19 protein-coding genes, 1 tRNA gene, 1 rRNA gene and 1 riboswitch are annotated in these 20078 nt (G+C 45.5%); of the genes, 18 read left to right on the forward strand and 3 right to left on the reverse strand.

Going from position 1 to position 20078, the window contains the following annotated elements; all coding sequences use genetic code 11:
* From BLP57_RS16290 to BLP57_RS16315, 6 genes are all read left to right on the forward strand, one after another.
* Nucleotides 1–202, forward strand: a 202-nt coding sequence (locus BLP57_RS16290) for a zinc ribbon domain-containing protein (RefSeq protein ID WP_092073273.1), incomplete at its 5' end; no start/stop codon positions are given.
* Between the two features lie 283 nt (nt 203–485).
* Nucleotides 486–1604: a fibronectin type III domain-containing protein gene (locus tag BLP57_RS16295; protein ID WP_139148867.1), complete on the forward strand. Its 1119-nt coding sequence runs from the start codon at nt 486–488 to the stop codon at nt 1602–1604.
* A gap of 413 nt (nt 1605–2017) precedes the next feature.
* A riboswitch (TPP riboswitch) is annotated at nt 2018–2125 on the forward strand.
* Nucleotides 2126–2373: 248 nt separating this feature from the next.
* Nucleotides 2374–2577, forward strand: a complete 204-nt coding sequence (thiS, locus tag BLP57_RS16300; protein ID WP_015526603.1) for a sulfur carrier protein ThiS — start codon at nt 2374–2376, stop codon at nt 2575–2577.
* A gap of 163 nt (nt 2578–2740) precedes the next feature.
* Complete coding sequence (locus BLP57_RS16305; protein ID WP_015526604.1) at nt 2741–3526, forward strand: thiazole synthase; 786 nt, start codon at nt 2741–2743, stop codon at nt 3524–3526.
* 166 nt (nt 3527–3692) lie between these two features.
* Nucleotides 3693–4934, forward strand: coding sequence for a 2-iminoacetate synthase ThiH (gene thiH, locus BLP57_RS16310; RefSeq protein ID WP_092073276.1), 1242 nt, complete (start codon nt 3693–3695; stop codon nt 4932–4934).
* Nucleotides 4935–5283: 349 nt separating this feature from the next.
* Nucleotides 5284–6300: a sulfate ABC transporter substrate-binding protein gene (locus BLP57_RS16315; RefSeq protein ID WP_092073279.1), complete on the forward strand. Its 1017-nt coding sequence runs from the start codon at nt 5284–5286 to the stop codon at nt 6298–6300.
* Nucleotides 6301–6404: 104 nt separating this feature from the next.
* Here the strand turns inward: BLP57_RS16315 and BLP57_RS16320 are convergent, their stop codons facing one another.
* The 3 genes from BLP57_RS16320 to BLP57_RS16330 form a co-directional block, all read right to left on the reverse strand.
* Nucleotides 6405–7715, reverse strand: coding sequence for a hypothetical protein (locus BLP57_RS16320; RefSeq protein ID WP_092073282.1), 1311 nt, complete (start codon nt 7713–7715; stop codon nt 6405–6407).
* 199 nt (nt 7716–7914) lie between these two features.
* Complete coding sequence (locus tag BLP57_RS16325) at nt 7915–8628, reverse strand: response regulator transcription factor (protein ID WP_092073285.1); 714 nt, start codon at nt 8626–8628, stop codon at nt 7915–7917.
* Nucleotides 8629–9819, reverse strand: a complete 1191-nt coding sequence (locus BLP57_RS16330; RefSeq protein ID WP_242872662.1) for a sensor histidine kinase — start codon at nt 9817–9819, stop codon at nt 8629–8631.
* A 304-nt stretch (nt 9820–10123) separates the two neighbouring features.
* Between BLP57_RS16330 and BLP57_RS16335 the strand changes: the two genes are divergently transcribed.
* The 12 genes from BLP57_RS16335 to BLP57_RS16390 all read left to right on the forward strand — a co-directional run.
* Entirely contained in the window at nt 10124–11362 is a 1239-nt protein-coding gene (locus BLP57_RS16335; protein ID WP_092073288.1) for an O-acetylhomoserine aminocarboxypropyltransferase/cysteine synthase family protein, read from the forward strand.
* Nucleotides 11363–11402: 40 nt separating this feature from the next.
* Nucleotides 11403–12266, forward strand: coding sequence for a 4Fe-4S binding protein (locus tag BLP57_RS16340; protein ID WP_015526612.1), 864 nt, complete (start codon nt 11403–11405; stop codon nt 12264–12266).
* Nucleotides 12259–12504 carry a sulfurtransferase TusA family protein gene (locus BLP57_RS16345; protein ID WP_092073291.1) on the forward strand — a complete coding sequence of 82 codons (246 nt, stop codon included), beginning with the start codon at nt 12259–12261 and terminating at the stop codon, nt 12502–12504. The genes BLP57_RS16340 and BLP57_RS16345 overlap by 8 nt, the downstream gene beginning before the upstream one ends.
* Nucleotides 12505–12516: 12 nt before the next feature.
* Nucleotides 12517–12726: a sulfur carrier protein ThiS gene (gene thiS / locus BLP57_RS16350; RefSeq protein WP_092073294.1), complete on the forward strand. Its 210-nt coding sequence runs from the start codon at nt 12517–12519 to the stop codon at nt 12724–12726.
* Nucleotides 12726–13532, forward strand: a complete 807-nt coding sequence (thiF, locus tag BLP57_RS16355; RefSeq protein WP_092073297.1) for a thiazole biosynthesis adenylyltransferase ThiF — start codon at nt 12726–12728, stop codon at nt 13530–13532. The genes thiS (BLP57_RS16350) and thiF overlap by 1 nt, the downstream gene beginning before the upstream one ends.
* Nucleotides 13533–13614: 82 nt before the next feature.
* Nucleotides 13615–14031: a M67 family metallopeptidase gene (locus BLP57_RS16360; protein WP_059086473.1), complete on the forward strand. Its 417-nt coding sequence runs from the start codon at nt 13615–13617 to the stop codon at nt 14029–14031.
* Between the two features lie 5 nt (nt 14032–14036).
* Nucleotides 14037–15743 (forward strand): adenylyl-sulfate reductase subunit alpha, encoded by a 1707-nt coding sequence (locus BLP57_RS16365; protein WP_092073299.1) that lies wholly within the window; start codon nt 14037–14039, stop codon nt 15741–15743.
* Nucleotides 15727–16038, forward strand: a complete 312-nt coding sequence (locus tag BLP57_RS16370; RefSeq protein ID WP_092073302.1) for a 4Fe-4S dicluster domain-containing protein — start codon at nt 15727–15729, stop codon at nt 16036–16038. Before BLP57_RS16365 ends, BLP57_RS16370 begins: the two co-directional genes overlap by 17 nt.
* A 56-nt stretch (nt 16039–16094) precedes the next feature.
* The gene (cysD, locus tag BLP57_RS16375; RefSeq protein WP_092073305.1) at nt 16095–16997 is read left to right on the forward strand and encodes a sulfate adenylyltransferase subunit CysD; all 903 of its coding nucleotides are present in this window, start codon (nt 16095–16097) and stop codon (nt 16995–16997) included.
* Between the two features lies 1 nt (nt 16998).
* Nucleotides 16999–18684 carry a sulfate adenylyltransferase subunit 1 gene (locus BLP57_RS16380; RefSeq protein WP_092073308.1) on the forward strand — a complete coding sequence of 562 codons (1686 nt, stop codon included), beginning with the start codon at nt 16999–17001 and terminating at the stop codon, nt 18682–18684.
* Nucleotides 18685–19481: 797 nt separating this feature from the next.
* A tRNA-Ser gene (locus BLP57_RS16385) sits at nt 19482–19569 on the forward strand.
* 337 nt (nt 19570–19906) lie between these two features.
* Nucleotides 19907–20078, forward strand: a 16S ribosomal RNA gene (locus BLP57_RS16390); the annotation flags it as partial.

Genomic DNA, 20078 nt, shown 5'->3' on the forward strand with positions numbered 1-20078 from the left:
CTGGTATGGAAATGAAATTCACAGAGTACCAACGATGTATCCGAGCAGTCAGACCTGCAGCTGTTGTGGCTACAGAGATCCACGGATAAAAAATCTGGGCATTCGTATCTGGGAGTGTCCCAAATGCCATGCGGTTCATGACCGGGATACGAATGCAAGTATCAATATTCTGAAAAAAGGACTGCAGATGCAGTCTGCATAAAGATAAAAACTGTACCGTAGGGCATACGGGAACAGTATAAATATAGCTTGTGGACACTGTGTAAGACATTGCAGTACCGTAAGGTGTTTGCCAATGCAGTAGTGGGAGAAGCAAGAATCCCCCTGCTTTAGTTGAGGGGAGTGTCAAGCCATTGTAGAAACTGCCGAATTTCACCAAAAGCCCTGATTCGGCGAAAAATATCATAGCAGGAATAATTTTTATAATGTATACTATATTTGTTAGGGAATCCAGATATACCACAAAGCAGAAAGGAAAAAAGCGTATGAGAAGAAATTGGAAAAAAGCTTTATGTGGCATTTTGACAGGTTTTATGCTTGCAACGGCGGCACCAGCTGCGGTTCCGGAGTTGATCAGTGCGACAGAAGTACAGGCGGCGATAAACGTAGCAACGCCGGCTATGTCTTCTATTAAGATCTCCGGCAGGAATAAGATTATTTTCAGCTGGAAACAGGTAAAAGGAGTTGCCGGATACCGGGTATACCGCAAGACCGGAAACAGCGGATGGAAAGCAGTAAAAACCCTCACAGGAAGCAAAAATGTTACGTTTACCGATACAAAAGTAAGTACCGGAGTAAGCTATACTTACACAGTGAGAGCTTACCGGAAATCCGGAAAAAATACGATCTGGAGTAGATATAATGAAAAAGGTCTGACAGCAATCGCAGGTCTGAATTATCTCACCCTGAATAAGACCAGCCTGACACTGGCATCGAAAAAAACTTATACACTGAAGATCAAAGGCACCAGTCTGAAACCGTCATGGAAGAGCAGCAACACAAATGTTGTCAAGATAACTTCTGTCGGAAAGATCACCGCGGTAAAAACAGGAACAGCGGTTATCACAGCGACTCTTGGTGGCAGAAAATTCACCTGCAAGGTTACTGTAAAGAATCCGACCTCGGCTAATACCAGATTGACGCAGAATTATAGCAAATTGAAAAAATACATCAGTCAGAAAGGCAAATATACTGAAGACGGAAATCAGTTTATAAATGTCAAAGTAGATAAAGAAAGTACTCTGATGATCGGTTATCTGAAGAAAGAAGATAAGATAGATATTGGGATGATGCTCTCTATGCCTTCAGATGGAATCCTTGCCGGACTGGATATTATCGGAAACTGTGTGAAATCTGATACGGTCAGTGTGAAGTCCGCCCTGTCTACAAATGAAGTCTTTCTGCTGGTGACTTCTTCTACAAAAGCATCTGCTTATAAAGGTCAGAATCTGACTTTCTTGTATACAAACGGAAAAAAAGCGATGACAGATCTGCAGGATTCTTCCAATATTATGATGAAAGCGACAATGAAAGTAGCAAATGATTATCTGAAAAAGAATTTAAATCTGACAATGAAAGATCTGGGATTCACTGCTTATAAATAACAGTAACATCCTATGATGATGCCGTTAATAAATTCCGGTTGACAAATTAGTATAGAAAGCATAAGATGATAGTAGCTAAGAAATGTGATGAAATTCAAACATTGGCAAAAACGAAAACCCCGGAAGTCTCGCACACTTCCGGGGTTTTCTATGCCGTTATGTAAGGGGGCTTAAGCCTTTCAGGCTGTTACTGCCTGTCGTTTCTGTCCAGCCATTTGCGAATATAGTAGCTAACTATATCCGCCGTAACAGAAACAAAAAATGTGATGATTAATTCGCACACTGGACTTCACCTCCTTTCTGCTGGAGGGTTGGCAGCATTAACAGTGTACTATAGTTTAGAACAAATTGGAACTATTGTGAGAAAATTTAATACTCTTGACATTGATCATAATTCGTCTTATACTAACTCATGTAAATAACAGGGGAGCTTGTGATGGCAGGCTGAGAGGAAGTCTTCAACTTCGACCCTTATACCTGATTTGGATAATGCCAACGTAGGAACGTATAAGATGAATTTACGGGAGATACTTTGGTGTATCTCCTTTTTTATTGGATGCGGATGTTTTTATCCGATTGAATACGTAAGATCAGGATTTACAGGGAAGGGATTAAGAGCGAATGCTTTTAACCCCGGTATCGACAATTGAATATTGGGAAATTTGAGAGTGAACTGAGTTCATGAAGGGGTGCACCACCGCGGGTGTATTTCTTTGTGAACTCTTTTTTATTGACGAATAGCTTTTGAAGTTTCCGGAAAGGAGAGATTATGATCACAGTAAATGGTGAAAGCAGAACATTGGAAAAGCCGGTGACAGTAACAGAATATCTGGAAGCATGTAACTATGTTCCGGTGCAGGTTGTAGTAGAGCTGAATGAAGAGATCATTAAGAGAGACACTTATGATACAACAGTACTGAAAGATGGCGATGTTGTGGAGATTCTGCAGTTTATGGGCGGCGGAAGCTGCTGATGTCGCTATAGAGATAAAATTAGGTATATATACCACGGCAGTAACTGACAGATAAGTTACTGAAAAAATGCAGATGAAGAATGATCTGGCAGAAGAAGGCGCTGGTTATAAATCGGTGGAAATATTTTCTGCAAACAGCCATAAAGAAAGGTGGACATAAAAAATGACAACAGCAAACACAAATGAAGACAAACTGATCTTGGGAGGCCATGAGTTTACTTCCCGTTTTATCCTTGGTTCCGGAAAATTTTCCCTGGAGCTTGTAAAAGCATGTATTGAAAAAGCAGGAACTCAGATCGTAACACTTGCCCTGCGCCGTGCAAATGAGGGTGGGCTTGCCAATATTCTTGACTATGTGCCGAAGGATGTTACTCTTCTTCCGAATACATCAGGAGCCAGAAATGCAGAGGAAGCAGTCCGTATTGCAAGACTTTCCCGCGAGCTTGGCTGTGGAGATTTTGTAAAGATCGAAGTTATCCATGATTCCAAATATCTTCTTCCGGATAACTATGAGACCATCAAGGCAACAGAGATCCTTGCAAAAGAGGGCTTTGTAGTTATGCCATACATGTATCCGGATCTGAATGCAGCCAGAGATCTGGTGAATGCAGGAGCTGCCTGTGTAATGCCACTTGGCTCTCCAATCGGTTCCAACAAAGGAATCTGTACAAAAGAATTCATCCAGATCCTTATCGACGAGATCGACCTTCCGATCATCGTGGACGCAGGAATCGGCCGCCCGTCACAGGCATGTGAGGCTATGGAAATGGGGGCTGCAGCAGTTATGGCAAATACAGCCATTGCAACTGCAGGAGACGTCCGTGTTATGGCGGAAGCCTTTAAGAAAGCTATTGAGGCAGGAAGAAGTGCATATCTTTCCGGTATGGGAAGAACTCTGGAGAGAGGTGCAAGTGCATCCTCACCGCTGACCGGATTTCTTCATGAGTAAAATTGATAAATGAATGATTGAACGCAGAACACTAAGCGGGGGACAGGCACTGCCTGTGTAGTGAAACACAGGTATTGTCTGGTTTCAATCGAAATTGAGTTTACAGATATGCAGCAGTGAGGACCAGAGTATTGCTGCAATATATGAGAGGAGCGACATAAGAGTAATGGCAGAGACAGTACAGGCCAGTCAGCAGGACGGCCATTTTAATGAAAGCATCGTAAATGAAGAAATTCTGGAAGATATGAAAAAGAACCGTATCGATCACATGAAGTACCTTCCGGATATGGAACAGCTGGAAGAATCTGATGTAATGGATCAGGTTATTTCCGCAATGAACGCATATGATTATGATAAGTACACAGAAGCGGATGTACGGAGAGCGCTTGTTCATGACAACCGTACACCGGAGGATTTTAAAGCACTGCTTTCACCGGCAGCGCTGCCTCTTCTGGAAGAAATCGCACAGGCTGCACGGATCGAAACAAGGAAACATTTTGGAAACAGTATCTGCATGTTTACACCGATCTACATTGCAAACTACTGTGAGAACTACTGTATTTACTGTGGATTTAACTGCCACAACAAGATCCGCCGCGCACAGCTGAATGCAGATGAGATCGAGAAAGAGATGGCAGCCATTGCAGAAACCGGACTCCAGGAGATCTTGATCCTTACCGGAGAGAGCAAAACGAAATCTAATGTGGAATATATTGGAAAGGCTTGTGAGATCGCCCGGAAATATTTCAAGGTAGTCGGTCTTGAGGTGTATCCGATGAATTCTGATGAGTACGCATATCTTCACAAATGCGGTGCGGATTATGTGACGGTTTTCCAGGAGACTTATAATTCTGATAAATACGAAACTCTGCATCTGGCAGGCCACAAGAGGATTTTCCCATACAGGTTAAATACACAGGAGCGTGCGTTAAAAGGTGGCATGCGAGGTGTTGGTTTTGCGGCACTTCTGGGACTGGATGATTTCCGCAAGGATGCTTTTGCAACGGGATATCACGCATATCTTCTGCAGAGAAAATATCCACACGCAGAGATCGCTTTTTCCTGCCCGAGACTTCGTCCGATCATCAACAACGACAGGATCAACCCGAAGGATGTACACGAACCGCAGCTTCTCCAGGTAGTTTGTGCATATCGTCTGTTTATGCCGTTTGCAAGTATTACTGTATCCACCAGAGAGTGTGCCCGCGTGAGGGATAATCTGGTAAATATTGCGGCGACCAAGATCTCCGCAGGTGTCAGCACAGGAATCGGAAGCCATGTGGAAGATATCGAAGATAAGGGTGATGACCAGTTTGAGATCTCTGACGGAAGATCTGTAGATGAGGTCTTCAATGATTTGAAAAAGAACGGCCTGCAGCCTGTAATGAACGATTATATCTATCTGTAAAAACATAGATCATGGGATAACTTCTGTGGAATATGTGGAAAACCAACCACTCCGGAGAGCATTTTTCCGGGGCGGTTGTGGATAAGTGTGATGAAAAATCGCCCAGGATCCCGCGTAATACAAGGCTGATCACGTTTTCTCGAAATATTCCAAAACGGAAATTTTTCCACGGAATCCTGTATTGATTTAACGTTTTCCGGGGATTTTCTGCTGCTTTTTAGGGCAGAGATCCCGGAAATTTTGTATAGTCTGAAAACGGTTTCCAATCTAATAGTTTTCATATGTACTTACTCATGTTTATAATAGCCCCAACAACAAAACACGAGGCAAAACACAGGAGGTAAGTATTATGAAAAGAAGATGGAAATCAGCAGTAGCAGCTCTTGCAGCAATAGCAACAATTGGAAGCCTTACAGGCGTAACCACCTATGCGGCGGACAGTGTCAGCATCACCAATGTATCTTATGATCCGACCAGAGAGCTTTACGAGCAGTACAACAAGAGCTTCCAGGAACACTGGAAGGAAAAAACAGGCCAGGATATGGAGATCACACAGTCCCATGGTGGTTCCGGCAAGCAGGCACTTGAGGTTGCCAACGGACTGGAAGCAGATGTGGTAACACTGGCACTGGAGTATGATGTGGATGCGATCCAGGATGCAGGACTCATCGATGATGGATGGGTGGACGAATTTCCGGAGGACAGCGCTCCCTATACTTCGACGATTGTATTTCTTGTGAGAAAAGGAAATCCGAAGAACATCAAAGACTGGGATGATCTGGTAAAAAAAGACGTAGGTGTGATCACACCAAACCCGAAAACCTCCGGCGGAGCAAGATGGAACTATCTGGCAGCCTGGGCCTATGCAAAAGATAAATATAACGGAGACGAGGACAAAATTAAAAAATTCATCGGAGACCTTTACAAAAACGTACTTGTCCTGGACACCGGAGCCAGAGGTGCAACGACCTCTTTCGTGGAAAACGGACAGGGTGATGTACTGATCGCATGGGAAAATGAAGCCTATCTTTCCGTAAAGGATTATCCGGACGACTACGAGATCGTAACACCAAGCATCAGCATCCTTGCACAGCCATCTGTAGCAGTAGTCGATAAAGTCGTAGACAAAAGAGGCACCAGAGATGTGGCAGAGGAATATCTGAATTATCTCTATTCTGATGAAGCACAGCGGATCGCCGGTGATAATTATTACCGTCCGTCAAACCAGGATATTCTGAAGGAATACTCCGATGTGTTTGACCTGGACATCAATCTTGTCACCATTGATGATTTCGGCGGATGGAAAAAGGCACAGGAAACACATTTCTCAGATGGAGGGATTTTTGATCAGATTTACGAAGGATAGACAGCAGAAGATATAGTTGGACACAATAACACAAAGAAGCTGCAGAACAGTGAAAAAACAGAGTCTGCAGCTTCTTTTATGTAAATATTGTGAATCACAAGGGATCAGGCATGGCTTCCTTCGGTCAGGGAACAGCCGTCCATTATACGGATCCCGTTTATGACATCCAGATAAGTGTCATACATTTCCTTCCATTCATCAGAGGCGTCCTTGGAGTACTGGCTGATGGTGGACAGAAGATCGTATTTTTTGCCGTCGACGGTTTCGATACGGCCGAGATAGCCCTGCCATACACTGTCCAGAGGCTGGTCTTCGCCATCGTAATATCTGGCTTCCAGAGTCAGTACAGGAACATCCTCATTGTAATAAGTCAGTTTATATCCACCATTTTCGGTTTCGGTTGTTTCATAACGGCAGAGATATTTCCAGCGCTCCGGAGTGAGGACCTGGAAGTAATCCGTCATGGCCATATCCACACGCTCTGCGTAAACGAAATCTATGGATTTGATCAGCTCTGTGGCTTCCTTTTCGGCGGCCTTATCATAGGTGTCTGACGGAGTCAGGACAAAAAGTCCGAATGTATAATCGTCAGTCTGGCATACAAGAGCATCTACATTTTTTTCTTCTTCGTTGACTTCGGTTAAGTATTGATATTTCGTGGCAGGATAAGATTCAAAGGTAAGATCCTTTTTGGTGATGATCTCACCCTTTACCGGATAGTATTCTGCCAGAAAACCCTTCAGGGAAGAATCCTCCAGAGAGGAATTCGGTACTTTTAAAACAAAGGCAGTGCTTTTTCCGCCATTTACGGAACGCTGCTCGAAATAACCTTCTTTTTCGGGCATGGATTCTCTGATCGTATCATCGGCAGGGAATCCAACCCGCATATGAAGCTCGCCGCGCTTTTCCGATTCGGAGGAATCTTCCGTGTTTGTATCGGAAGAGGAATTTGGGTATGAAGAATCGGAATCCTGCGAGGAGGAGTTTCCACTGGTATCGGAGGATTCTTCTGAAGAATCTCCGGAGGAGGAATCAGTTTCAGAATCGGAATATTCCTGAAGATTGCCGTAGTCATCAATATAATATTTATCTCTGGAGCCAATATATGTGGTTCCGGTGGCATCTTCCAGCCACACACTGCCGTCCTCATAATAATAATGAGGCTCAAAATAACCGTCCTGTTCGGTCCATCCGGCATCGTTGCCTTCCATTAGTTCACCGGAATCCGGGTCAGGGGCATAATTACCTTCCCCGATATATTCATCCTCGGAACCATTGCGGTACCAGTAATCTCCGTTTTCATCCTGCCAGATGTACTGACCGTCATCGGTTGGAGGGTCAGAAGCGAGGACCGGGACTGCAGATATGGAAAGAGCGATCGCGCCTGTTAAAAGAACTAAGATTTTTTTATGCATAGGCACCTCCTGATAAATTGCGCAGCAGTTAGCTGCTTACTATTCTTTGATCATAAATTTTTACAAATAAAAAAGATCTGTCTGTTAAGTACATTGTAACAGACAGATCCCGATATCCGGAAATGTGAAGAAAAAGAGACATTTACGGAAAGCTGCGTACAGGTCTGGAAATATGTTATCCGATCGTGAAAAGGCCGGCTTACCGGCAGGTAAAAAGATATCCCTTCCCATAAACCGAGACAATGTCATACTCATCGGTATCTTCGGCACCGATCTTGGTCCGGAGGTTAAAGATATGCCGCCGTACCGTGCTGGTATCTGTTCCTGCACAGCTGCCCCATACCGCTTCGTAGAGCTCCTTTGCAGAAAAAATCTTCTCCTGGTTTTCTGCAAGGAGACGCAGCAGAGAGAATTCGGTCCGGGTAAGGCCTGTGTCGGCATTATTGAGATATGCATGGCCGTCCGAAAGATCCAGCCGCAGGCTGCCGATGGTGATCTGACGGGAGGACTGAAATTTTTCTTTTATTTTTTCTTCCATTCGTTTCTGGCGTTCCAGAAGCATCTGGATCACGGCCAGAAATTCATCGAAATTATAAGGTTTGGTGAGATAATAGTCGCCTCCCTGCTGAAGTCCTTCTACCCGATCCCGGATATCACTTTTTCCGGTGAGAAAAAGAACTGGATTCATGGTTTTTTCGCGGAAGCGGCGGCAGATATCCAGACCGTTTCCGTCCGGAAGCATAATGTCCAGGATAAGAAGATCCGGCAGCTGTTCTTCAAGCTGATGACAGGCTTCGGCGGCTGTCTGTGCAGTGCGGACATCGTAGCCACGGCGCCGCAGCATACGGCAGTTGGTATTCAGCACCTGTTCTTCATCCTCGACCATAAGGATAAGTGATTTCTTTTCATTCATTTATGATTCCTCCTCCGGAAGTGAGAAGAACACCTGAGTTCCCTCGCCTTCTTTACTTTTCAGCCATATTTTGCCGCCATGGGCAGTGATGATCTGATGACAGACATAGAGGCCTATGCCGTGCCGCCAGTAATCCTTATCAGCGGAAACATAACCCTTGAGTGCGTTTTTTCGCATTTCTTCTGACATGCCGGTTCCGGTGTCGGAGACGCAGATGGTCTGCCAGCCCGGTTCGCCGGTAAGAGAAATGGTGATGGTTCCGTTTTGGGTGTGACGCTCTGCATTGGAGATCAGATTGGTGACAACCTGGATCAGCCGTTCCGGATCAGCAGAGATTTCCGGGAGTCCGGATTGTGTCGTAAGGACTAGCTGATTGTTCTTTGAGCTTGGATGACTGCAGTAGTCTTTTTTTACAGAATACAAAAGACCGGACAGATCTGATGGGATAAGGGAAAGGGCAAGCCGTCCCTGCTCAATGGAAACCGTATCCATCAGATCCAGCACGATCCGGTCGATCCGCATTACCGACTGTTCAATGGTGCGGAGATTTTCCTGCATAAGAGAAAAATCCAGAGGCTCTTCCTCAAGGAGCTCGGAGGTGTCCCGCGCGTGGAGGGAAATGGAACTCAGAGGATTTTTAATCTCATGGGCAACGGTGGTCAGGAAGGTGGACTTGGCATTATCAAGGGAGCGCAGTCGCAGATTCTGTTCCTCCAGAAGGAGCTGCTGCTGGTTATATTCCTTCAGATGAAAATAGAGAACACTGCCGCAGACAATACTTACAGAGACAAACGCCAGAAGGATATCTGCCAGCCGGTCTGCTTCCGTGGCAAAAGGAGTTACAGTGTCCGGGAAATGGTATGCAATCAGACACAGTCCCATATAAAGGAGGATCTCCAGCAGGGAAACGATCAGAGCGCGTCTTTTTTCCAGCATCAGCACGGTAAAAATAATAGCAAACACAAAGAATGCCGGCATGCCGCCACGATAACCGCCGCTGGTAAAAAACATCACCGGAAAAACGAGCAGAAAGATCACGACAATGGTGATCAGGTAGCAGCGCTGATATTTTCCACTGTAATAGGAATAAAGAAAAAGCCCTCCGGAGATTGCAACCAGCGCAAAATTGATCAGTACATTTCCCCAGGAACCGGTCCCGAGACTGAGAAAGGCCATGATCAGGCTGATCACAGTACCTCCCAAGGCGAGGATGTTGAACAGCCGGACGCGGAAATCCAGGGTGGGACTGAATAAAGAGTGAAAAATATTCCGGAGCTTCGGGTTTATATTGATAGGGATCACCTCCTGTTCTTAATGTAGGTTTGTATGCCTGCGGGCATCTTTCTTTTGGTGCTGTAATTATCGTAACTGTTATAATTGTATCATGCTGTCGTATAGTTGTGTACACAAAAAAATACATTTAATCCCGTTTTCCTATTGACATACTATGAATAGTAGGTTAATATAAGTGTCAACAAAAGAAAGGGAAGAGGCTATGAACGAATACGGCTTTAATACAGGGCTGCTCCACGGCACCAACGAGAAATATCCACAGGGTGCAACACAGGTTCCAATCTATCAGAGCAGCGCATTCCGACATGACAGCGCGGAAGACCTGGAGAAAATTTTTGACAATAAAAAAATGGGCTTCTCCTATACAAGGATCAACAATCCTACGGTAGAGTCCTTTGAGAAGCGAGTGACCATGCTGGAGGATGGGATCGGCAGTGTGGCCTGTGCATCCGGAATGGCAGCGCTGACCAATGCGTTTCTGAACATTCTTCAGGCGGGAGATGAGATCGTGGCAGCCTGCGGACTGTATGGCGGAACTGTGGAATTGTTCGATGATCTGAAGCCTTTCGGGATTTCCGTAAAATATGTGAAAGAGAATAAGCCGGAAGCTTTTGAGGCAGAGATCACAGAGAAGACGCGACTTGTTTTTGCGGAGACCATTGGCAACCCCAAGCTGGATGTTACCGATATCCAGGCAGTTGCGGAAGTGGCACATAAGCATGACGTACCGCTGATCGTAGACAACACGGTGGCAACCCCGTATCTGATTCAGCCACTGAAGCTTGGAGCTGACATTGTGGTTCATTCCTCTTCCAAATATATCAATGGAAGCAGCGATGCCATCAGCGGTATTCTTGTCTGTGGTAAGGGTCTGAAATGGGACCCTGACCGATATCCGGGACTTGCTCCATACCGGAAATTCGGACCATTTGCATACATCGCCAAGCTTAGAAACGGACTTTTCCGGAACACTGGCGCGTGTCTTGCTCCGCAGAATGCTTTCCTTAATAACCTGGGACTGGAAACCCTGGGACTTCGAATGCAGAGACAGTGTGACAATGCACTGGAGCTTGCGAGATTTTTACAGGGCCTGGGTGGTGACATTGAAGTAAATTATCCGGGACTGGAAGAAAGCTCTTATCACGAAATTGCGGAAAAGCAGTTCAGGAATGGCTACGGAGCTATCGTAACTGTAAGAACCGGAAGCAAGGAGAAGGCTTTTTCCATTATTAATTCATTGAAGATCCCGCTGATCATCTCCAATATCGGAGATACGAAGACCCTGGTGATCCATCCGGAATCCACCATCGCGGCACACATCTCCGACGAAGAGAAGCTGCAGTCCGGAGTATTCGAGGATCTGATCCGTATCAGTGTGGGAATTGAAGATGTTGAAGATTTAAAAGAAGATTTCAAACAAGCGATAGAAAATAACCGATAAAATCTAAGAGCTGCACCAGCAGAGAAATGGAGAGTTCGTTATGGCAAAAGTAGATTACGCTACATTAAAAAAAGGTGGTTTCATGAGACAGAAGCAGAAAAATAATTTTTCTCTTCGTCTTGCCTGTGTAGGCGGTACACTTACCGCAGAAAACCTTAAAAAGATCGCAGAGGTAGCTGAGAAATACGGTGACGGATATGTACATCTTACTTCCAGACAGGGAGTTGAGATCCCGTTCATTAAATTAGATGATATTGATGATGTAAAGGATGATCTTGCAAAAGGCGGATGCAAGCCTGGTGTCTGCGGACCGAGAGTCCGTACAGTTACAGCCTGCCAGGGCAACGCTGTCTGTCCAAGCGGAAATATCAACAGCTATGACATTGCAGTGAAATTAAATGAAAGATATTTCGGAAGAGAGCTTCCTCATAAATTCAAATTCGGTGTTACCGGATGCCAGAACAACTGTCTGAAGGCAGAGGAGAATGATGTAGGGATCAAGGGAGCAGCTGAGGTCAGCTGGAAAGAGGATGCATGTATCCACTGTGGTGTCTGCGAAAAGGCCTGCAGAGAAAACGCTATCTCCTTTGAGGATGACAAGCTGGTGATCGATACAGAGAAATGTAACTACTGCGGCAGATGTGCAAAATCCTGTCCGGTGGATGCATGGGATGTAAACGAAGCATATATCGTTTCCTTTGGCGGAACGTTTGGAAATCACATCAGCAAGGGACAGGAATTCCTTCCGCTGATCACCTCTGAGGAGCAGCTTTTCAGAGTGACCGATGCAGCGATCCAGTTCTTTGATGACTATGCAAATCCGGGAGAGCGTTTTAAATTTACCATCGACCGGGTAGGCGCTGAAAAACTTCAGGAAGTTTTGAAAGGAGCATACAATGGCTGATATTAAGATTGATGATACCGTAGATATTACCGATGTGGTCTGCCCGGTAACCTTTGTAAAAGCAAAGGTAGCACTTGAGGAGCTGGATGCCGGACAGATCCTGGCGATCAAAATGAACGATGGCGAGCCGGTACAGAATGTGCCGAGAAGCGTGAAGGAAGAAGGACATCAGATCCTGAAGCTCGAGGACAACGAAGACGGAACTTATACACTGATCGTAAGAAAAGTTGAAGAATAGGAGAACAGAGAAATGACAATCACAGTTGCAGGAAATAAAAAAGAGTACGAAGACGGACTGAAGCTTACAGAGCTTATTGAGAAAGAGGATATTGAAAGTCCTGAGTATGTAACCGTAACTATCAACGATGAATTCATCAGCAAGGCAGACGTTCTGGAAACAGAGGTAAAGGACGGCGACGTTGTTGAGTTCCTGTACTACATGGGAGGAGGCGCAAGATAATGGCTTTTACAAATGAGCAGCTTGAGCGGTACTCCCGCCATATCATCCTGAAAGAGGTTGGAGTAAAAGGTCAGAAAAAGCTTCTGAATGCCAAGGTTCTGATCATCGGAGCCGGCGGACTTGGAGCACCGGCAGCCCTTTACCTTGCAGCAGCAGGTGTGGGAACCATCGGGATCGCGGATGCAGATGAGGTAGATCTTTCCAATCTTCAGCGACAGGTCATCCACACAACTGCAGATGTCGGCAAACTGAAGGTAGAGTCTGCGGCTGAGACCATGAAAGCAATCAACCCGGACGTTACTGTAAATACATATCACACGTTTGTGGATTCCAGCAACATCATGGATCTGATCAAAGATTACGATTTCATTCTTGACGGAACAGACAACTTTCCTGCAAAATTCCTGATCAACGATGCCTGTGTAATGGCTGAGAAACCGTTTTCACATGCAGGAATCATCCGTTTCCAGGGACAGCTGATGACTTACGTTCCGGGACAGGGCCCATGCTACAGATGTGCGTTCCAGAGCCCGCCGCCAAAGGATGCCGTACCGACCTGTAAGCAAGCTGGCGTGATCGGAGCCATGGGCGGAGTGATCGGAAGCCTTCAGGCAATGGAAGCGATCAAGTACATCATCGAACAGGGTGATCTTCTTACAGGAAGACTTCTTACCTACGATGCGCTGAAGATGACATTCCGTACCGTGAAGCTTCCGAAGAATCATCATTGCCCGGTATGCGGCGATGATCCGACGATCACAGAACTGATCGATTATGAGCAGGCTGTGTGTGAGCTGAAGCATTAATAAACACTGATCACAGAAACGAAAAGGTGTCTGCTGGTGCAGATACTGTAAATAAGTATAGAAACCCATTGGAGGCCACGAAATGCTGAAATTAAAAAAAGAAGATTACGAGAAAATATTAGACCACTGCAGAAAAGGACTTCCCAATGAGTCCTGCGGCCTTCTGGGCGGGACCATTGAGGACGATGTAAAAACCATCGAGAAGGTGTATCTGCTGACAAATATCGATGAAAGCAACGAACACTTTTCCATGGACCCGAAGGAACAGCTGAGCGCGATCAAGGATATCCGTCAGAACGGATATCAGATGATCGGAAACTTTCATTCTCATCCGGAGTCTCCGTCAAGGCCTTCCGAAGAAGATAAACGACTTGCATTTGACCCGAACATCGAATATCTGATCCTCTCCCTTATGGATGCAGAAAATCCGGTGTTGAAGGCCTTTGGTGTAGATAAAGAGAAAAATGTAACTGTACATGAGCTTCAGATAACAGAGTGATGAGTATGAAAAACAGATTAAACACAAAGGAAATTACAACAGATGTGCTGATCATAGGTGGAGGTACCGCAGGCTGCTATGCGGCGCTGGTTCTCTCAGAACAGAAAGCCGGTAGGGTACTGATCGCAGAAAAAGCAAATATCAGACGAAGCGGCTGTCTGGCAGCAGGTGTTAATGCAATCAATGCCTACATTGTAAAAGGCCGCAAGCCGCAGGATTATGTAGATTATGCAACAAAGGATGCCGCCGGGATCGTAAGGCAGGACCTTCTTCTTACAGCAGCGGAGAATTTCAACGAAGTTACTGCAAAGATGGAAAAGCTTGGGCTTGTGATCCTGAAGGATGAAAATGGTGATTATGTAGCCAGAGGAAACCGTAACATCAAGATCAACGGTGAAAATTTTAAACCACTTCTTGCTGATGCAGTTCATAAAGCTGAGAACGTAGACGTTCTGAATTATGTAAATATCACAGACCTTCTTGTAAAAGACGGACAGGTTTACGGAGCGGTTGGTTTCTCTATTATGGAAGAAACCGCATACATTATCCGGGCAAAGGCAGTTCTTGCTGCAACAGGCGGAGCGGCCGGACTTTATAAGCCGAACAATCCGGGATTTTCCAGACATAAGATGTGGTATCCGCCGTTTAACACAGGTGCCGGATATGCAATGGGAATCCTGGCAGGTGCGGAGATGACGTCCTTTGAGATGCGTTTTATCGCACTTCGCTGCAAGGATACCATTGCTCCTACGGGAACCATCGCACAGGGTGTCGGCGCAAAACAGATCAATGCAGCTGGCGAGATCTATGAGACAAAATACGGACTGACCACAAGCGAGAGAGTTTACGGAACAGTTCGGGAAAATCAGCTTGGCCACGGCCCGTGTTACCTGAAGACTACAGGGATCACGAAGGAACAGGATGAGGATCTTCTGAAGGCTTATCTCAACATGGCACCGAGCCAGACTCTGAAATGGATCGAAAGCGGAAAGAGCCCCAGCGAGCAGGATGTGGAGATCCAGGGAACAGAGCCGTATATCGTAGGCGGTCATACAGCCAGCGGCTACTGGGTAAATACAGGCCGTGAGACTACTGTGAAAGGTCTTTATGCAGCAGGTGATGTTGCAGGCGGATGTCCCCAGAAATATGTAACAGGGGCACTTGCAGAAGGAAAACTTGCAGCACTGGATATGGTGAAACAGTTTTCCGCAGGATCTCTGAAAGAAGCGGATATTACCACAGAAGCGGAGATCAAAGTTCAGGAAGAAAAAATCCTTTCTCAGTACGAAAAGTTCCGTAATGAGGATGCACCGGCATTTTCCGTTGAGGAGCTTGAGGAAGCCATGCAGAAAGTCATGGATGAGTATGCGGGAGGAATTGCTTCCAATTATCAGTTCAATGAGAAACAGCTTGACCTTGCAGATGAAAAAATCCTCAAGCTTCAGGCCCTTGCCGAAAAAACAGCGGCAGCAGATATGCATGAGCTGATGTTTGCATACGAACTTCGTGAGCGTCTCATTGTGTGCCGTTCACTGATCGCTCATCTGAAAAACCGAAAAGAGACCAGATGGCATTCTTTCAACGAAAATCTGGATCATCCGGAAACTGATGAGAAATTTTATAAATATGTAAATTCGAAACTGGAAAACGGCGAGATCAAGATCATTTTCCGTGACATTGTAAAGGAGGACACATATGAGCATACGAATTGATCAGAAAAAATGTGTTGGCTGCAGAAAGTGCAGTGAAGTATGTCCGGGAACCCTGATCGTCATGGAAAACAAAAAAGCCGTGATGAAATATCCGAAAAACTGCTGGGGCTGCGTTTCCTGTGTAAAGGAGTGCAAAGCCGGTGCCATTGACTTTTTCCTTGGTGCGGATATCGGCGGGAACGGAAGTATCATGAATGTAAAAAGCGAAGGGGATATCCTTCATTGGATCATTACAAAAACGGACGGTTCTACATCCGTGATCGATGTGGATCGACGGAATTCGAATAAATATTAGACCAGAAGATAAGCGCTGCCGGTTCTGGCGGCCGGAACAGGAGGATGAGATCAGATATGAGTGGATTATCACATTTGGATGAGCTGGAAGCAGAGGCAATTTATATCATCCGTGAAGTTGCAGCAGAGTGCGAGAAGCCGGTAATGCTTTATTCTATAGGAAAAGACAGTTCTGTAATGCTTCATCTTGCAATGAAGGCTTTTTATCCGGAGAAACCGCCATTTCCGTTTCTTCACGTAAATACAACATGGAAATTTAAAGAGATGATAGAGTTTCGTGACAAAACCGCGAAGGATCTGGGAATCGAAATGCTTGAGTACATTAATCAGGATGGTTTGAAGCAGGGTATCAATCCTTTTGACAGCGGTTCCGCATACACAGATATCATGAAAACGCAAGCACTGAAGCAGGCTCTTAAGAAATATGGTTTCACAGCTGCTTTTGGCGGCGGTCGTCGTGACGAGGAGAAAAGCCGTGCAAAAGAGCGTATCTTCTCCTTCCGTAATGCAGAGCAGGCCTGGGATCCGAAGAACCAGCGTCCGGAGATGTGGAAGCTTTATAATACGGAGATCAATAAGGGCGAAAGCATCCGTGTTTTCCCGATTTCCAACTGGACTGAGACTGATATCTGGCAGTACATTAAGAGAGAAAATATCCCGATCGTTCCGCTGTATTTTGCAAAAGAGCGTCCGGTTGTATACAGAGATGGCAACATTATCATGGTGGATGACGACAGAATGCGTCTGAACTCGGGTGAGGAGCCGCAGATGAAAAAGGTCCGTTTCCGTACTCTCGGATGCTATCCTCTGACAGGCGGTATCGAGTCTGATGCGGAGACACTGGACGAGATCATTGACGAGACCTTAAGCTCTGTGGAATCTGAGAGAACCACACGTGTTATTGATTCCGACGGCGGAGCTGCAAGTATGGAAAAAAGAAAGAGAGAGGGGTACTTCTAGGATGAGCGGATTACTGAAATTTATCACTTGCGGAAGTGTAGATGATGGAAAGTCTACACTGATCGGCCATATTCTTTATGATTCCAAGCTTTTATATGCAGACCAGGAAAAAGCCCTTCTTCTGGACAGCAAGGTGGGTTCCAGAGGTGGTGCCATTGATTATTCTCTTCTTCTGGATGGTCTGATGGCTGAGCGTGAGCAGGGTATCACCATTGATGTTGCATACCGTTATTTTACAACGGATAAGAGAAGTTTTATTGTTGCAGATACTCCTGGTCATGAGGAGTATACAAGAAACATGGCAGTTGGCGCTTCTTTTGCCCAGCTTTCCATTATTCTTGTGGACGCAAAACAGGGTGTTCTGGTGCAGACAAGACGTCATGCGCGTATCTGCGCTCTGATGGGTATCCATCATTTTGTATTTGCTGTTAATAAGATGGATCTTGTTGGTTACAGTGAGAGCCGTTTTAACGAGATCGTGAAGGATATCAATGAGCTTTCTGAGACTCTGGGTCTTCAGGATGTTGTGATCATTCCTGTCAGTGCTACAGAGGGTGATAACGTAACGAAGAAGTCTCCGAATATGCCGTGGTATACGGGCAAAGCTCTTCTGGATCATCTTGAGACTGTGGATGTTTCCGAGGCTGAGAATGTCAGCGAGTTTTATCTGCCTGTTCAGCGTGTTTCCCGTCCAAACCATGAATTTCGCGGTTTCCAGGGCCAGATCGAGAGTGGCCGGGTTCATGTAGGCGATATCATCACAACGCTCCCAAGCAACGAGACAGCGGCTGTTAAGACGATCCTGGTGGGCAGTGACGATCGTGAAGAGGCTGTTGCCGGTCAGGCTGTTACGATTCAGCTGGATAAAGAAGTGGATGTCAGCCGTGGTTGTGTTCTTACCAATAATAATGAGATTCCGGTTGCAAAGGGCTTTGAGGCTACGCTTCTATGGATGGATGATTCCAGGCTTGAAGTGGGCAAGGAGTATCTTGTGAAGCTTGGTACCAAGAAGATCGCAGGTGTGGTTAAGAGTATTGAGTTTAAGACGGATGTAAATACCGGGGAGCATCTGCATGCGGATACGATTGAGAAGAATGAGATCGCTCTTTGCAAAATCGGTCTTTCTGATAAGGTTGTGCTGGATGAGTTTAAGAGGAATAAGACTCTTGGTGAGCTGATCCTGATCGACCGTGTGAGTCATATGACTTCTGCATGTGGTGTTGTGGAATCGGTTGATACTGAGGGGGAGAAGCCTTATTTCCAGAAGGATGATGTGAAGGTTGGCGGTTATGTTTTTGAGGAGTTTTATTTTAACCTTGAGAATGCGCTGCTTTCCAAGGCGGATAAAGAGGTTAAGACTTATCATGTAGGGGATGTGGTGCCTGTTGAGGGTGACAGCTTTGAGTATCCGGGCTATTTTGATATTGTTTCTCTGGAGGATAGCGCGGCTGTTCTGATCCGTGATAAGAGGGTGCAGGATATTATTCCGCTGGATGAGTATGTGTTTATGGGGCTTCCTGTTGTGGATGAGAGAGGTTTTGCCCTGGAGATCCGCAGTAATGATGATTATCAGATGTTTTTGAGGGAGTTTGAGGCTGCTGATAATAAGTCGGAGTTTCATAATAAGTGGTTTAAGTTTGAGACTTACAGGAGGATTGTCTGCACGGATAATTTCTGGATGATCTGATGTTGGGTTACTTATAGTTTCTATAGTTATGTGTGTAAGAGGCTGCATGTGCGGCCTCTTTTCTTTGGGTGTTGCGGGATTTCGTGGTTTGACGGACGCCGAGGAGCTGGCATATGGGCGGGACAGGCTTCGTCGGTGGAAACTACTAAGACTCTGAAAGGTGGCTAAAAGCGTTTTCCAAAAGTCCGAACTCGCTGCGCTCAGACAGCGAACTTTTGAAAAACAACGCCACCTTCCAGAGCCTAAGTAGTTGTCACACCTCCTGCAGAGCGCCCCGCCCATATGCCAGCTCCTCGGCTGTGCACACAGGCCGGTTGCGGAAAGTGAACAGTTCGAGATAGTATTCAATGATGCATGGCAGTAGAGTGTCACATAGAAATTGTTCAGGAGGAATGTTGTATCTAAGAATCAGCTCGGCACAACGTTCCGGAATAATATCGGCTCAGACAGTAATCAGCTTGGCATAAGATTCCATAATAAAAGTCAGTCGCATTATATATCGAAGATGTAGCGCTTGTTCCGTGCCCAAGAGGGTGGGGGGCAGGGAAGCCCTCGGACTTCGGAACTCTGAGATGGACTTCCCCTGCGCTGTCCACACGGACAGCGTGTCGTGCGTAGCCACCTGTCTAAGGGGATAATATGATTGGTCAATCGCGCTAAGATAAAATTAATGTAAAAAAATGAAAAAAAGGTGTTGACAAAACTTATATCTTTCGGATATAATTAACCATGCGTTTCGGATGAAAACACAGAAGAAATGCACTCCAATTTAATAAGAAATTATAAGTTCGGAGTCTGGAGAAGTACTCAAGAGGCCGAAGAGGTGCCCCTGCTAAGGGTATAGGTCGCTAACGCGGCGCGAGGGTTCAAATCCCTCCTTCTCCGTTATTTTTTTGAAAAAAATAAATTTTTCAAAAAAATAAAAAAACTTGTTGACAAACGCTTGCGGATGTGATAAAGTAAACAAGCTGTCAGCGAGACAGAGATTCATCAAAAAAAGAGTTTGAAAAAAAGTTGAAAAAAGTACTTGACAAACGATTTGAGATGAGATAAAATAAACGAGCTGTCTGAGAGACAGACGCAACAAACCTTGATAACTAAACAGTGAAACACATACGATTCTCGAAAATTTCTTTACATTTAAAGAACGGTTTAAACAAACCAAAAGCAGTAAAAACGAGAGATAGCCAAACGGTTGTCTTGAGTAAACGAATCAAACATTTTATCAGAGAGTTTGATCCTGGCTCAGGATGAACGCTGGCGGCGTGCTTAACACATGCAAGTCGAACGGGAAACCTTTTATTGAAGCTTCGGCAGATTTAGATTGTTTCTAGTGGCGGACGGGTGAGTAACGCGTGGGTAACCTGCCTTATACAGGGGGATAACAGTCAGAA

Source organism: Blautia sp. SF-50, from assembly GCF_900101315.1.
Lineage (GTDB): Bacteria > Bacillota > Clostridia > Lachnospirales > Lachnospiraceae > Blautia_A > Blautia_A fusiformis.